Source organism: Acidobacteriota bacterium, assembly GCA_035471785.1.
Lineage (GTDB): Bacteria > Acidobacteriota > UBA6911 > RPQK01 > DATIPO01 > JANQFM01.
Genome location: DATIPQ010000004.1, coordinates 1 through 16,088 on the forward strand (window position 1 = coordinate 1; position 16,088 = coordinate 16,088).

9 protein-coding genes are annotated in these 16,088 nt (G+C 64.2%); 7 read left to right on the plus strand and 2 right to left on the minus strand.

Features of this window, described 5'->3' with window-relative positions:
- The 3 genes from VLU25_00250 to VLU25_00260 all read left to right on the plus strand — a co-directional run.
- Window positions 1-514: hypothetical protein (locus tag VLU25_00250; protein ID HSR66343.1), on the plus strand; the 514-nt coding region annotated here is incomplete at its 5' end.
- 9 nt (window positions 515-523) lie between these two features.
- Entirely contained in the window at window positions 524-2,179 is a 1,656-nt protein-coding gene (locus tag VLU25_00255) for a hypothetical protein (GenBank protein ID HSR66344.1), read from the plus strand.
- A gap of 88 nt (window positions 2,180-2,267) precedes the next feature.
- Window positions 2,268-4,283 (plus strand): hypothetical protein, encoded by a 2,016-nt coding sequence (locus VLU25_00260; protein ID HSR66345.1) that lies wholly within the window; start codon window positions 2,268-2,270, stop codon window positions 4,281-4,283.
- 297 nt (window positions 4,284-4,580) lie between these two features.
- Here the strand turns inward: VLU25_00260 and VLU25_00265 are convergent, their stop codons facing one another.
- Together VLU25_00265 and VLU25_00270 are read right to left on the minus strand one after the other, a co-directional pair.
- Window positions 4,581-8,312 (minus strand): hypothetical protein, encoded by a 3,732-nt coding sequence (locus VLU25_00265; protein ID HSR66346.1) that lies wholly within the window; start codon window positions 8,310-8,312, stop codon window positions 4,581-4,583.
- Window positions 8,313-8,341: 29 nt separating this feature from the next.
- Window positions 8,342-10,585: a carboxypeptidase-like regulatory domain-containing protein gene (locus tag VLU25_00270; GenBank protein ID HSR66347.1), complete on the minus strand. Its 2,244-nt coding sequence runs from the start codon at window positions 10,583-10,585 to the stop codon at window positions 8,342-8,344.
- Window positions 10,586-10,809: 224 nt separating this feature from the next.
- On the opposite strand from VLU25_00270, the gene VLU25_00275 reads away from it, so the two are divergent.
- The 4 genes from VLU25_00275 (at window position 10,810) to VLU25_00290 (ending at window position 16,013) form a co-directional block, all read left to right on the plus strand.
- A complete protein-coding gene (locus tag VLU25_00275; protein ID HSR66348.1) occupies window positions 10,810-12,492 on the plus strand; it encodes a heme-binding protein in 1,683 nt (560 codons plus the stop codon).
- A gap of 98 nt (window positions 12,493-12,590) precedes the next feature.
- Window positions 12,591-13,841: a multiheme c-type cytochrome gene (locus VLU25_00280; GenBank protein HSR66349.1), complete on the plus strand. Its 1,251-nt coding sequence runs from the start codon at window positions 12,591-12,593 to the stop codon at window positions 13,839-13,841.
- Window positions 13,838-15,193 carry a multiheme c-type cytochrome gene (locus VLU25_00285; GenBank protein HSR66350.1) on the plus strand — a complete coding sequence of 452 codons (1,356 nt, stop codon included), beginning with the start codon at window positions 13,838-13,840 and terminating at the stop codon, window positions 15,191-15,193. Before VLU25_00280 ends, VLU25_00285 begins: the two co-directional genes overlap by 4 nt.
- A 439-nt stretch (window positions 15,194-15,632) precedes the next feature.
- A complete protein-coding gene (locus VLU25_00290; protein HSR66351.1) occupies window positions 15,633-16,013 on the plus strand; it encodes a GxxExxY protein in 381 nt (126 codons plus the stop codon).
- Window positions 16,014-16,088: the final 75 nt, after the last annotated feature.

A 16,088-nucleotide genomic window follows, 5' to 3' on the forward strand; every position in this document is an offset into this window, starting at 1 on the left:
AATGTCGCTTAACGTCCCTGACCGCTACGGCTTTGGCCTGCAAGTGGCGCCTACCCGTTTGGCGGGCATCAGCAGCTACCGGCTGACCTTCGCCTTCGACGCGGTCAGAATCGAGTATTCCGACCTGCTGGAGGATTTCACCCCCATCTTCTCGCGCTCGCCCAACAACGCGCCCCAGCCCTTCGACGAGAACGATTTTGAGATCGACGATGTCTGGGAGGCCCACTTCGGAGGCGAGTTGGGAGTGCCCTTCGGCGCCCGCCATACCGTCTTCTTCCGAGGAGGCTTCTTCACCAATCCCGATCACCGCCAGCGTTTCGTGGGCAGTACCGGCGACCCCATCAACGACGCCGTCTTCCAGAGCGTCTTTCAATTCCCCGATGACGATACCGAGTATGGATGGACCGGTGGCGGAGGACTGATTCTGGCCAACCGCTTCCGCGTCGACGCCGCCTATGTGAACATCGACTCCTTCAAGGAGTTCGTGGCCTCATTCGCCGTAGCCTTCCCCTGAGGAGACTGAATGGCGCTTCGCCTCAAGCATTTTGGAATCCTGCTGGCCCTGGCCGCGGGGCTGAATTCCAGCCTGACGGCGCAGCGCTACCGGCAGTGGCTCGATCCCTATCAGAAAGGCATCCAAGCCTTTGAGGCGGGCAATTACGCCCAGGCGGCGGGCTATTTCGAGACCGCCATCCAGGCCGATGACAGGCCTTCGCCGCGCAAGCCCACCTACGGCAATTTCGACCACGAGTACTTTCCGCATCTCTACCTGGGCATGTCCCTCTATCATCTGGACCGCTTTCAGGAAGCCCAAAGCCGCCTGGCCGTCAGCCAGAGTCACGACCGCTTGACGGGCGACAAGAGGCAGATGCTGAGCCGGTATCTGAACCTGGTCAGCCAGGCCCTGCAGTCGAACCCGCTCTTCGACCGGCTGGTCGAGGACGTGCAGGGACACCTCGACGCGCAGCGCTTCCGGCAAGCCCTGCAGGCCTTGGATGATGCCCCTGACCTTCAACTGGACCAGCAGGAGCACCAGCGCCTTGGACAACTGCGAAACGACGCCGAAGAAGGGCGTTTCTCCGAACTGGTCGCCGAGGGCAACCGCCTGATCGAGCAAGGCCGCCTTGCAGAGGCACTCCAACGGTTCAATGCAGCCGATCAATTGAGGCCGGGGCGCTCCCAGGTGGCCCAAGCCATCGACCGCATCAACCAGGAACGCCAAGCCTCCGTTTATGACGGCCTCCTGCAGGCTGGACGCACGGCGCTCGGCCAGTCGCCTCCCGATCTGGCCTCGGCACTCACCTCATTCAGGAGGGCCTTGAACGAATTCCCCGACCGGGCCGCGGCAGACAAGTTGAAGGATCGAGTTGAATTGCTGGTGCTTGAGCGCGACTGCAAGCAGTCTTTTGAAGCTGACCGCCTGGATCAGGCCTCCCAGGTTTGCTCGCGGGCCCTGCGCCAGGGCTCGACGCTGGACTTGGTGGCCGATTATCGGGGCAAGGCCGATTCCCAGGTCTTGACGGCGGAAGCCCGCAAGGCGGCGCAATCGGGGCAGATGAATGAGGCCGTGGGTTTCTACCGCCAGGCCCTTGAGGCCGATGCGGGCAACCAGGAGGCCCGCAGCGAGTTGAGCCAGGCCGAGCGCTTCCAGAACCGGTGGCAGCAGGCCGATCAACTCTACGACCGGGGCGCGGGCAATGGCAGGCAGGTCGACCGTCAGGCGCTCAGGAACGCCCGCGACATCTATCGTTCGCTGGCCTCCAGCAATTTCGCCTACGCGCCTGCCTCTTCCCGCTTCGACGACATTCTGCGTTTGATCGACGGCCGGCTGGCTTCAGACAGCAACGACGTGCCCACGGAAGTGGCGGAGACGGTCGACGTCAGCGCCAAGCTCAGGCAGGCTTTGGGCGATCTTTACCAGGGCAACGTCGAGTCGGCCATACGCGAGTTGGAAGATGCTCGACGGCTGGGCGGCGAAAACGTCGACGTCCATGCCTTTCTGGGAGTGGCTTATGCCACGGCGGCACTTCTCCAAGCGGATAGCGGCATGAACGATTACTGGGACAAAGCCATGCGCGAATTCGAGGCGGCGCTGCGCCTCGACCAGAGCTACCGACTCGATGAGGACTGGGTTTCGCCTGTCATCCGCAAGGCTTTTCAAATGCAGCGAGCGGGGTAGCGTGACCAACGCAGGGGAATCCGGGGACTCGACGAGGGCGGACTGAACGAAAATCCGCAAAACGGACATTGCAGCATGCGAGGTTCTTATGTCACTTCAATCCTTGAAACTGAACCGGCTGGGAGTCGTCCTGGGGACGGCCCTGGCCTTGACCCTTTCCTCCGCCACCCTGCTGGCTGATCACTTCTTCGCTCATGGAGCCGTCGGCCAAGGTTTCCTCGGCTTCCGCACCGAGTTGGTCATCGCCAGCAATCAGATCGACGCCATCTCTTTGATCAAGCGTTTCAGGAGGGTGCAGGGCGAGGTGCGCTTCGTGCGCGCCGACGGTCAGGAGATGCAGCTCTTCGTGACCGGCCGCATCGTTCTTGACCCCATGGTAGGTCCTCAAGACGTGGTCAACCATCTGGTAGACGGCGGCTTTCAATACGACGTGCTGGGTCCCGAAGAATTCACCCTGCAGTTCGTCCCGCCGCCCGACGTGCCGCCCGACGCGCTCTTGAGCGAGGTCTTTTGGACTCAAGTGGTGGAGACCAACGGAGCCACTTCGGCTTCGCTCAAGTTCGTGCTCATACAGAACGACACGGTGGCCAGCGTGGCCGATGTTCCCCCCGCCGTCCCACGTGAATACCACGGACTTTTCGCCGTCGGGTCCCTCGAGGAAACGCCCCAACGCCGCTCCGGCATCGCCATCGCCAACCCCCTCAACGTTCAAGCCAACTACATGGCCACGGCCTTCGACGAGGAGTTCAATGCGGTGGCGACCTGCAGCTTTTCGCTTGCGGCACAAGGTCAGAGGGCTCTCTTCATCAACGAATTCGGATTGCCCACCTCGGGAGTCGAATGCGAAGACAATGGGGGCGAGTCGACCGTGCTGGGAGACTTTCAGGGCTACGTGCAGATCCAGAGCGACCAGCTTTCGGTCAGCGCAGCCCTCTTGCAGAGTTCCCAAACCAACCCGCTCATCATCACCATCAGTTCGCTGCCCACGCTGGGCGCCGACGCCGCACCCGCCGGACCGGTGCTGTCGGCGCAGTTGGGGTCTTTGGGGGTGGATGGGGTCGACGGCCGCCGAGGAGGATTGCAGCGGCCCAGGCTGACCCCTCGAGGATCGGTCCAAACGCCCGTCGTCACGCTGAGCAACTCCTCGGGAGACGTTATCGAAGGCGTCCTCAACAACGAGGGCGGACTCCTGATCGGTCCCGTGCCCGACGGCACTTGGACGCTCAACCTCGACTTCCCCGGCTTTCTTCCGCTGGAGCAGACGCTCGAGTTCCCCAGTCCTCCCCTCAACATCCGGCTCATCCCGCTCTCGGTCATCAATCCGGTCTGGTTTGAGGCCACATTGGGCGGGTCGCAGGCACCGGGGAGAGTGATCAAGCCTAGCCGCCAGTTCGACTTCATTTTCGATACCGGCAGCTTTAATCGAGCCGACGGGCCTGAAGAGGTGGACCGCATCCTGCGCATCCAGGAGGCCTTCAAGCAGTGGGTCTTCTTCGAGCTGCCCGGCCTGGGAATGATGGTCAATGACGGCAAGGGCGGACTGGTCCGCTTCGGGGGACGTTCGCAGTACAGCGAGCGCAATTTCAACCAGGCTCCCCAGGGCGTGCAGCAGAACGCCATCATCGTATCCGCCAACCGCATGGAATTCGCCATCAACCGCAATTCCCTGGTGGATGACGACACCTTCGAGCTGGCGGGGACCACCCTGCTCTTCCATCCGGGAACCGCCATGAGCCAGATCTGCCAGCCCGAGCAGGATAACCTGTGCGATGTCCCGCGCATCGTGACGGCCTTTTTCTATTCGGCCGTCTTCTTGCGGCAGTCCAATCTCATCGATCCCGACTTCGTCCCCTTTGCCTTGACGGGATTGCCGGGGGAAGATGAGCTGCTCAGCTCGACCTACTCTCAATTTGTGGCCAATCCGCTCAACTTCACCGCTACCGGCTTGGATAACCTCTACTTGAGGGTGCTCATCAACCGTCCGGCGGGGACCTTGATCACGGCTCAAGGGGAGATCCTGCCCAGCGCCGCAGGCGCTTCACTGCGCAGGGGAGGGCAGTTGACGACCTTCAGGGCCACCTTCCCGCCCAGCCCGCCCCAATAGGCGGCTGGAGACTTTGTGCTGATCGCCGCCTCCCGCCAGGCCGGGGGGTCTCGCTTGTCCTGTGGCCGGGAGGCGGTTTGAGGCATTCCCTGGATCGCCGCAGGGATGCGCCTCCCACCAGACTCCACCACTCAGACTTCCTGGAGGCTGGTCGGTTCCTGGCAGGTGGGAGGAGTCAAGGTAGGGCCGCCCTCCTTGCAGAGAGCAACCTGCATCAAGGGAGCGATAGGAGACAGGCCTGGTGGGAGGCGCATCCTTGCGGCGATGGGCACAGTCTTGCGAAGCAGCAATCCGGCTCTAGCGAGGCTGATTGGACACTGTATAGACCTCCCCATCCCTCAGGTAAAGCCGCTGCATCTCCTTCAAGGTGAAGGGACGGGCACCCCGGCGCCCGAAAACGGCCACCTGGTTGCCGCTCTCATCCACAGCCCGGTCGCGGTCCAGGCCCTTGGAGATGGCCAAAGCCGGGCCGTGAGTGTGGTAGGTGGCGATCAGCTCCGGCGAGGGCGGCGGACTGAATCCGAAATTGCCGGGCGTCTTCTTGGGAGAGGTCAACTGAAGCACCCGCAGTCCGTGCCGTCCGTCGGCCACGTAGGCGAAGAGGCTGGCATTGGTCATGGCCAGCTTGACGTCGTTGACGTCGTTCATCTCCCCCCCGGCGTCGTAGGTCAGGAAGAGCCGCGGCTGCTCAGGACGCTCGACGTCCACGATTACCAGTCCCTGGGCGCCGGCCGCCACGTAGGCATAGGTGCGGGCCACGTAAAGGTTGCGGGCGTCGGCAAGAGCAACATGGGCGTCCTCGACCAGGCGGGGTTGGGAGGGATCGGTAACGTCCAGCACCTTGAAGCCCTCGGCATCCGTGAGGAAAGCGTAGCGGAACTGCACCGTCAGGGCCGTGGGCGCCTTGACCAGGGGCGCGCCGATGACGGCCACCTGGCGGGGATCGAGCGGGTCCTTGAAATCGAGGATGACCACGCCCCGGTCGCACAACACGTAGACGTGGTTGCCGGCGATGGTGAGGTTGACGGCGCCGTCCAGCAGCCCGTCGGGATTGTAGGTGAGGGCCCGTTCCAGGAAGTTGTTGGAAGGATTGCCGTCCAGCAGGGTGGCCGCCCCCACCAGGATCAGCCCCTCCTGGCGGTCGGTGAAGAAGATGTAGCCGTAGATGGGAGCGATGGGCTGCTCCTGGTTCTCAGGACGCCGGATGCGCACCGGATCCACCGCCAGAGTCGACGGCGCCGCCACCGCCGTGGCGTCCCGGCTCTTGACGGAAAAGCGCTGCCCCAGCGGAGAAACCGGAGCCGTCACGATGCGCTCCGAGAAGCCCTTGTGGTCGATGTTGGCCACGTCGAAGATGCGCAGTCCTTCTTTGCCGTCCGCCAGGTAGACGTATTCGCCGCGAAGCTGTATGGAGCGGGTGTGGTGGGCGTGATGGTGATAGGCCTCCTTGAGTTGGCGTCCATTGTCGAGATGCTTCTTGTAGCGGTCGGGATAGGCCAGGCTGTGCAGGTAGCTGCCGATGACCGCCTGCGGCTCGTCGCGCTCGGTCACCACCACCGCCTCCATACCGTCGTGACCTGTTGCCACGTAAGCGTAGCGGCCCATGAAGTTGACGAAGTTGGTTCCCAGCATGAGCAACTGGGCCATGATGGCGTTGTTGTCGTTGTCCTCAGAGAGGTGGCAGTCGGTGCACATCTTGGTCTCGCCGATGCCGCGCACGGTGTGGGGGACATGGGTGGCGAAGGCCTGCCCGCTGTAGCCCTCGGCGGAAATGGTCTGCTGGCCCAGGTAGATCCACTCGCGGTTGCCGTTCTGCGAGCTGACCACCACCGCCGAACTGGAGCGGGCGGGAGCGATGCGGTTGCCGGTGACGGTTCCGTCCACTCCCAGCATGAAGACGTCGTCGCGCAGCACCTGGTAGTTGTAGGAGGTCCAGTTGCGGGTGGTGGCGCCCTCGTTGTGAAGCATGGGCTTCTTGAGGTTGGCCTTCATGGAAAGGTGGCATCCGAAGCAACTGGTCATCCAGGAGCTGTGGCAGGTGAAGCAGGCCATCTTGGAGGTGTCGTGAGCCAGCTCGCCCTGCTGGTTGCGCAGGGTGTGGGCCTGGTGGGCGCTGGCCAGGCGCGGATCGGCCGCCTCCAGGGTGTCGACGGTTTGGGGGACCTCCCATTCCTTCGCGGGGTCGACCATGGAGCGTTGCAGGATCGTCTCTCCGCGCTGCTCGAAGCGCTTGCGTGCCCAGGGCGTGAAGAGTCCTTTCAGGTCGCGTCCGCCGTCGCGGGCGGCGAATCCGCTGGTGCGCAAGCCGGCCCGCTGGCTGAGTCCGCCGTGACAGTCCACGCAGTCGATTTCGATGGCGGCGCGGGGTTCGTTGTAGAGGTTGCCGTCGCCGTGGACGTCCTGCTCGAAGTGGCAGTCGACGCAATGCATCCCCTTCTCGAGGTGGATGTCTTTGAGATGGACGGCCTTCTCGAAGCGCTGGGGATCGTCCCAGGGCACCACGTTGCCTTCTTTGTCCAGCAGATTGCCCTTGCGGTCCTGCTTGTAGATGGCCCGGTAGATCCACCCGTGGCCGTGGAAGTCGGCGAACTGGGTCTTTTCGAGTTGAGGATTGAGCTCGCTGACTTGAGCCAGGAATTGGGGATCGGACCACAGTCCGCGCAGGGCTGACCCCTCGGGATTGCGGCGTTGAATGCGGTCCATCTCCTCAGGCGAGAGCTTCTTGGGCTGGTCCGGGTACATCTTCTCGCCGTCGGTCTCGTTGTCCCACCAGGTGTAGCCATAGTAGGTGGTTTCCATGTTGCCGCCCGGATGCACGTGGCAGGTCATGCACTGGCTGGACGGGATGGCCCGGGTCAGGCGGTGGCGGATGGGATGTCCCGGCTCGTCTTTGGGGATGGCGGCATCGGCGCTGGCGCTGCGGCCCAGGTGTCCGAAGCGGGCGTAGGGTCCCGAGTGGTCGGGATGGCGGTCGTTGGCGTAGACCACGTGGCAGGCCGTGCATCCGCTGGCCCGGTAGTCGCCGGGCTGGTCGTTGGTTCCAGGAAAGTGCAGCAAGGGATCGAGCAGGCGGGTCTTCTGCAGCCCCAGGAAAACCGGATCGGTGCGGTTGTCGGTGCCCAGTCCGCGGACGCTGAGGTTCTTGTCGGGCAGTCCCGGCTCCTCGCGGGGGTCGGGGATGCCGATCTCGGGGATGCGTTCGCCGCCTCTTTCAAAGATGCGCAGGATGTTGCCCGGCTGGCCCACCCCCCACTGTGGCAGAGGGTCGAGGTAAGGCACGATGCCTTCCTCAAGGCGCTGACCTTCATCGGGTACGGGGACGGTCTGCAGGCGCTGAGGTGTTCCGTCCGCGGCGTAGCTCTCTCCGAAGTGAGTGTCTTTGAGCGGATAGGCGCCGTTGTTGTAGAGGGCTGCTCCCCACAGCATGCCGCCGTGGGTCATCATGCTCTTGCGCACCCGCAGGCTTTCCGAGACATGGCAGCCCAGGCTGCCGCAAGTGCGGTCGAGGACGCGCAAATCGCCCGGATTAACGAATCGCAGGTAGTCGGCGCTCTCCCGGTTCCAGCGTGCCGCCACCTGCTGGGGATTGGCCGCGGACGAGAAGAGCTCGTCATTTGCCGGGGCCACATGGGCGGCTTCCTTGCTGGAGGCGTCGGCGTCGCCGCCATGGCAGTCGGTGCATCCCAACCGGACGCTCTCGGAGGCGTGCATCTTCTCGATCCTGGCGTGGCAATCGGCGGCCACGCATCCGCGGCTTTTGCGCTGGGCGGCCTGGACCGGCTGGGTGATCAGGCCCTGGGAACGATCGAAAGGCTGCAACGTCTGGCGATAGGTGCGGTAGGGCCCCCATTGTTGCGGCGGCGGGCTCTGTTCTTCCTGGGCGGGATCCTGGCGCGCCTGGGCCGGCGCCCCCAAGCCCGAAAAGAGGAGCGTCCAGGCCAAGCCGAAGAGCAAGGCCAGCCCCGCCGAGGCGCGTCCCAGGGGGGCCGTCCGGCCTGCTTTTCTCTTTTCCGCCCGTTTTTGCTTCATGCCTTTCTTCTTCCCTCGCTTTGCGCGATTCAGTAAGCCAGCCGCACTTCCAGAAAGGCGGACAGCAGCGACTTGGAGGTGAATACGTCGCGAAATCCCTGGCCCGGCACCAGCCCGGCCACTCCGCCCACCACAACGATGTTGTTGTTGAGCTTAGGACGGTACTCCACTCCCAGGCTGATATCCGTTCCGATGAAGCGCGATATGTCGGATTGGAAGAGCAGCGATTCCAACACCTCGGTGTGCACGAAAGAAAGCACGTTGACGTTGAAGGAACCCTTCAGCTTGGTGGTCAGTTCGGCATCCACCCCGCCGTTGAAGAGCATCAGTCCCGGATTGACGAAGTTGGCCTGCCCCTCCTCCTTGGCGCTGCGCAGGTTGGGATTGAAGCTGAAGCGGTGGATGAGTCCAACGGCGGTAGAGCTGAGGCGGATCTCCTGGCGGTTCCAGAAGCTGAACTCGCCCCCCGCGAAAAAAGGCTCGTCGACGATGGCGTCGAATCCGCGGGCCCGGTCGTCGGTGGGATCGGCATCGCCTGAGGCGTAGTAAAACGATCCCCGGTAGCGCCTCCAATCGCGGTCGGTGGAAAGCTCAAAAGCCACCATCTGGGCATTGATGTCGGTATCGCGCGGACCGAACACGTCGCCGGCAATCTGGTTGGGTTTTTCCTGCCCCACCACCTGATAGAAGGCATGGTTGACGTTCCAGGTTCCGAAATGGCCGTCACCCGTCCAACCCAGATAGACGGCATTGACGCTCTTGGGAACCACGTTGCTCAAGGGCGCCGGACGCACCGGAAAGTCATTGCGGTTGAAATGAAGGCTGGGCCGGTCGTTGTTGTAGTGAACCGAAAACTGGGTCGTGTATCCCAGCTTGATGAAGTCCTGGATGTAGTAGTTGGCCACCGCCACATGCTGGTGGCGCGATTCGAAGGTGTTGAGAAGGCTGTTGGTGTCTTTCTCCAGCATGTAGAAATAAGCCAGGTTGTACTGGTGCTTGTTGGCCTTGAAGTTGCCGAACAGGCGCAATCCCGGCTGGTGGTCGAGAAAGATAAAGCCGCGAAAATCGCTGTTGAAGAACTGGGTTCCGGCACGCAGCGAAAGAAAGTCGTAGAAGGGACTCGTCTCGGCCAACTTGACCTCCACGAAAGCCTCCTCGAGGGAGGCGTGGGCGTCGGGGCGCGTGGTGCCCTCCCTGAGGTCGATATTGACCACTCCCACCTCGTTGACCTTGAGGTAGTTGAGGCTGACCGCGGGCGTGACGCGAAAACGCAGACCAAAGGGCTTGAAGGCCGTGTAGCCGTGGAAGAAATCGGCCGAGAAGCGGAACTCCTGAATGAGCTGGTATTGGTCGCCCTTGCTGAAAAACTCGGCCGCGCCCGGCTGCTCGGCGCTGGGCGGTCCGACCACCGGCACCCTGCGGTACTCGTTGACCGTGAAGCTGTCGAAAGTCAGGTCTAGGAACCAGTTGTTGCCGATGATGGGATAGTCGCCTTTGAGGACGTTCTGGTTGTAGGGATCGAGGCGGCGTCCCCTGGCGTAGGGGAAAACGCCGGGAACCGAGTCGGGATAACGCTGCCAGCGGGGAAGTCCCAGCCGCCAGCGATCGGTGACGGGGACGAAGTCGGGCACCGCTTCCACTTCGGTCGAGGTTCCGCGCCGGCTTCCTGCGTATCCGGGAGGGCTGAATTCCGCCTCGATACCCGGCTCTTCGACCGCCGTCACCGGCGCTTCCTCGGGCCTGGGCTGGGGACGCTCGCGGAAGGGAGGATAGGCCGCTCGGGGAGGGGCTGCGCGGGGCGGCGCATCGGGGTCGCCGCCGCGAGATGGCGGACGGCGGAAGTCGGCTCGAGGCGGAGAATCCAGCACTTCCAGCGTCACCTCCACCGTCAACTGCTGGTCGGCTTGCAGCGATTCCTGCCGACTCCAGGGGCGGAAGCCGCGCAACTCGACGGTCAGGCGGTAGGGGCCGGGAGCCAGTCCGGCGAAGCTGAAGCGTCCCGCCTCATCGGAGGCGGCGGCGAAGTCCTGCTGCGATTCGAGGCGAGTCAGGCGCAGCGTGACTGCGGCCAGCGGATGGCCCTGAGAGTCCTTGACCACCCCCTTCAGCGAGCCCCCGTCTACAGCGGGTTCAGGACGCTGGGGACGCTCCACCTGGGCCGACAGAGAGGTCAAAGCCAAGAAGGCCGAAAGCAGCACCCGAAGCAACGCCGAGACCAAGCGGGAAACTGTCAGGAATTGGCAGGTACGCTTTCGCGCAGGATCCGACTTCATCACGCCTTCCCGCTCTCAGTTGGCTCGCTCGCCTGTTCTGCCTGCAGTCCTGTGCAGACAGCCGATATAGCTGCAAAGACTCGACTTATTGCTTGCCTTTGGGGCGAATTAAGGGAATAATAGCATACATTTCTCAAACCCCAAACACCGGGCGAACCCTTGGGATGACAGGTCGCGGCAATGCTGAGAATCAGGGCTTTCGGGCGCTCGCAGTCGTCTGCCTGATGGCGTTTTTCTGTCCTCAAGCCAGCGCCCAACAGCAGGACGAAAGGGGTTGGCGCCCCCGTCCCATACACCTTGACCGCCCCACCCGCCAGGCGCCCTTGGTACTTCCCGTCTGCGACGCTCCGCTGGATCCCCAGGGACTGACCGAGAACGAAATTCAGACCATTGCGGAAACCGGGGCGGCCGCTCTTGCCGGCAGCTACTCGGTGGCCGTGGTGGACCGGGCGGGAGGCATCCTGGCGGTGTGGCAAAAACCCGGCAGTTCGCTGGACGACGCCGAGCGCGCCGTAGCGCTGGCCCGCACGGGAGCTTTTTTCAGCAACAATCAAGCCCCCTTGTCTTCACGCACCGTCCGCTTCATCAGCCAGAAGAACTTCCCTCCAGGTATCGATTTTCTCCCCAACGGCGCTCTCTACGGCATCGAGAACACCAACCGCGGATGCAGCTTCAACCGCGACTTCAATCCCGGCCAGTGCGTCCCCCGCGCCACCTCCTTGAGAGCCCTGCTGCGCCGGAACAACGTCGACGGCCTCTGCAATCTGGGTGATCCCGGCTGTCCTCTGCTGGAGTGCGACGGGCAAACCCAGGACGGCTGCGGACTGGGCGCCTTTACCGGCAAGTTCATGGACGTCCAGCAGGGCCAATTGCAGTTCACCCAGGAGGAGGCGATGGACGTCTTCTCTCAACGCGTCCACGGCGGCGGCATCCCCATCTTCAAGGACTGCCGGGTGGTGGGCGGCGTAGGAGTGTTCGGGGGAGGTTCGGCGTCCGACGAGTTCGCCGCCCTGGCCGCCAGCCAGCCCGGTCTTCCCGGCCTGGGAGTGGCGGGCTGCCTGCTGCCGCCCTTCGCCGTCTTTCTGGACGGCATCCGCCTGCCTTTCGTGCAGTTCACTTCGCCCCCTCCCGGCGCCTCGCCGGGATCGTTGCAGGGAGGATTTCTGGCGCTGGACCGCGACGGGATGGGGGCCCCGGTCTTCATCCGTCCAAGCCGGGCCGCCGCCGAGGACTGGCTCATCGGCGGGCCCGGGCTGACCGAGGACGGCATGCTGCTGAGCGCCGCCGAGGTGGAGCAGATCGTGCAGCAGTCCATCGACACCGCCAACCGCACCCGCGCCGCCATCCGCCTGCCCTTGGGGAGCCGCACCCGCATGGTCATCGCCGTGGCCGACCTTGACGGGCGCATCCTGGCCCTATTCCGCATGTCCGACGCCACCGTTTTCAGCATCGATGTAGCCGTGGCCAAGGCCCGCAACATGGTCTACTTCAGCAGTCCGCAGCGGGCGCCTGATGACCTCCCCGGCGTCCCCCAGGGGACGGCCGTCACCAACCGCACCATCAGCTTCGGCAGCCAGCCTTTCTTTCCGGTGGGCATCACGGGCAGCAGTCCGGGGCCCTTCTTCGACCTTTATCTGCAAGACCTGGCCAACCCCTGTTCGCAGGGTTCCGACCCGTCCACCGAGGTCAACGGAGTGGTCTTCTTCCCCGGCAGCGTGCCTCTTTACAGGGACGGCGTGCTGGTGGGCGGACTGGGCATCAGCGGCGACGGGGTGGAACAGGACGACGTGGTGGCCGCCGGAGGCGCGGCGGGATTCGAGGCTCCGCCCGAGATGCGGGCCGACCAGATCTTTATCCGCGGCGTGCGCTTGCCTTACCTTAAATTCAACCGGAATCCAGACAAATGAGCGCTTCAAAACCATCTCGGAGACGGCTTCCTGCCATCTGGCGCCGGCAGGTTTCCCGGGCCTTGCGTGCTGCGGCCCCGCTGGCAGTCTTGACGACCGTGGCGACTTGGCTTCTCGTCGAGCCGGTTTTGCAGCCGGACCCGCCGCCGAGCCCCTCCAGCGGCTCTCCCCTGACCCGCGTCCTGTGGGCCGCTCCCTTGCAGCAGGAAGGGGAGCCTCGGTACGTGGGCATCGGGCGCTGCGCCTCGGCACCCTGCCACGGCAACGACGCCTTTCCCGTCTGGCAGGAAGAGGATCGTCATTCCAAGGCCTACGAGGTGCTCTTCAACAAGCAATCCCAAACCATGGCCGGTCTACTGAGACTGGAGAGCCCCGAAGACAGTCCCCGCTGCCTGGTCTGCCACTCGGTCCAGGCCTCTGGCGAAGAGCGCGCCGACAGCTTCGACGTTTCTCAAGGCGTGGGCTGCGAGGGGTGCCATGGCCCGGCTTCGCAGTGGCGCGTCCCCCACAGCGACCGCAGCGTGGAGCGCCAGACGCTGCGCGGAATGGGGCTCTATCCCACCAAGGACCTATATCAACGGGCCCGTCTCTGCGTGTCCTGCCACCTGGGGGACGCAACCCGCCAGGTCGACCATGAGCTGATCGCGGCGGGGCACCCCGAGCTGACCTTCGAACTCGACACCTTCACGGCCCGCATGCCGCCCCATTGGGAGCGCGACACATCCTCGGAGGGGGCCCGCCAATGGGCGCTGGGACAGGCTCAGGCGCTGGGTCAGACCATGCGCCTTTTGGCGCGCCGCATCGAGAATCCCTCCTGGGGAGCCTTTCCCGATTTCGCGTCCTTCGAGTGCGCCTCTTGCCATCACCCCTACCCCTCCGCCCAGCGGCAGCAGCGAGGCTATCAGGGACACCCCGGCTATCCCGCCCTGCGGCCTTCGCAACGCCTGATCCTGAGCCGTTTTCTGCAAGCCCTGGAACCCGAGATGCACCAAGCCCTGCAATCGCATCTGGAAGACCTGACGGAAGGTCTGCATGGAAGCGGGGGCAGCCGCCAAAGGGCCCGCCAAGCCGCCCTGGAGCTGGCCGCCTGGACCGATTCGCTTTCCCGGCGCCTGCAGTCCATCGACTATTCAGCTTCCCGCCTGCAAACAGCCATCAGCGCCATCAGCGGCGACGCCGAAGAGCTTGCGGCCCAGGGATTCAGGACCGCTGAACAGGCCCGATGGGCAGTGGAGGCGCTTTACCAAAGCTATCGGGCCCAGAGCGGAACCAATGCTGAGATCGAAAGGCAGATCGAGCGGCTGGAGACGGTCCTGCGCGGCCGATACCCCACGGAGGCAAGCGAATGAAGACCGCTTCACCGATCAGAGTCGTGACGCTTCTGGGCGCTGCCTGCCTGCTCTGGCTGGCGGCCATCGGCGCGCTGGCGGCCACCGGGCCCCAGCAGGATGAGTCCGCTGCCAGGCCGCAGCAAGCTGTGGCGCTGGGAGCAGAATCCTGCGCCGGGCCAGTTTGTCACGGCAGTCCGGCCCCCTACCTGGACGGGGACATCCGGCGCAACGAATTCCAGATCTGGTCGAGCCACGACCGCCATTCCAAGGCCTTTAGCGTCCTGCTCAACGACACCTCCCGCCAGATCGCTTCAAACCTGGGCATCGGGCCCGCACAGCAGGCCGACCTGTGCCTCGATTGCCACGCCTTCAAGCTGCCCTCGCTGCGCCGTTCGGCCCTCTACAGCGACAGCGAAGGAGTGGGCTGCGAAGCCTGTCACGGGCTTTCCTCGCGATGGCTGGGGACTCACATCAGCGCCGGTGAGCGCCAAGCCGTCTCCGGCATGCTCGACCACAGCGACCTGGTGAAACAGGCCGAGCTGTGCCTTTCCTGCCACCAGGGAGACGAGTCCAAGCAGGTCGACCACCGCCTCATTGCGGCCGGGCATCCGCTGCTGGAGTTCGAACTCGACACTTTCCAGGCCCTCATGCCGCCTCATTGGAAAGCCTCTGATCAAGACTGGGCCGGAGTCCGCCGCTGGGCGGTGGGACAGGCGGTGGCGCTGCGCGAGTCGATGCGTCTTCTGGCCCGCCGGGCGCGCCAGGCGGGGTGGAGCCATTGGCCCGAGTTCGCCGACTTCGAGTGCTCCTCCTGCCATCATTCGCTGACAGTCGACGGCCAGGGCGAGGACTTCCAGCCCAGTCCGCGGCAGGTAAGGGGATTCGAGTCCACCCCCGGACTGCCGCCCTGGGACCCCTCGCGCTACATCGTCCTGCGCCAGTTGCTGCAGGTGACCATTCCTGCCGAGGGAATCTGGCTGGAGCGGCAGGTCGACGTCCTGCGCATCATGCTTCGGGCCGCTGGGGACAACCGGTCCCAGGTGGCCGACCAGGCCGAAGTCATCGCCCGTTCCGCTGACAGCTACGCCACCGCTTTCCAGTCCTTGCAGCCCGACGCCGCCATGGTGCGTAGGCTGCTCAGGGGATTGGCCTCCCAGTCCGCCGCCATCGGCGCCGGGGGACGCCGTTCGGCCCAGCAAGCCACCATGGCCGTCGATGCCCTTTACGCCTCCTACCGGGCCAACGCCGGGGAGTCGGAAGCCGTTGACGCCGTCGTCAACCGGCTCTACCAGAACCTCCAGTCATCCCCACCCTACAACCCGGGCCGCTTCGCCGCAATCCTCAGCGATCTAGAGGCTCAACTGCCCTAACGTCCATCCCCAGGATCGCCGCAAGGATGCGCCTCCCACCAGGCGTGTCTCCCATCGGTCCCTTGAGGCAGATCGCTCTCTGGAAGGTGGGTCGCCCTTCCAGACTCCTCCCACCGTCAGGAAGTGCCTCCATCCGCCTCCCGGCCAGAGGACTAGTGCAGTGCGCCAGAAGCTTTGAGCCACCCTGTGGCGTTATTCCACGCTTTTCAGCGTTCGGACCTTTGCCGTCTGAAACCCAGGGTGGCGCCGCCGTCTCGCTTGCGTTCGCCGGGGCTGGCCCTGGGCTGGCGAATTGCACACCTTCGGGGTTCTTTCGAACTTCGCATATCGCACCTCGAACTTGGCAAGGCCCTGGCTCAGAACTTACGACCGGCAGCACTAGCGCCTGGAAATATCACCCCATCGTCGCTCAACAGGGGGTGTTGCGCGTTGTAGGGGTATGGAAAAGAACAGCCCCGAGTTGTCACGGCGCATCATCGACTGCGCCTTCGACGTCTACCGCGTCATCGGCCCGCTTCAAAGCGAGGGCGTCTACCAGAAAGCCATGCAAGTGGCCCTGCGCGAGGAGGGCTTGGACTTCCAGGCCCAAAAGCACCTGCCCATCCACTTCCGCGGCCACAAGGTGGGCCGGGGACTGGTCGACCTGATGGTGGATGAGCAGATCATCGTGGAACTCAAGGCGGTCTCCGGCCTCCACCCCCAACACATCGCCCAAGTCCAACGCTACCTCTCCGCCGCCCACGTGCGACGAGGCCTGATCCTCAACTTCGGCTGCCCCGACAACCTGGAAATCAAGCACGTCCGGGCGCGGCATGAGTAGGAGGAGTGCCCTCGCGGTTAAAGTGCGCGAAGCCGCCAGCGAGCGGACCGTCTGCTTGCCCGATCCGCGAGAATG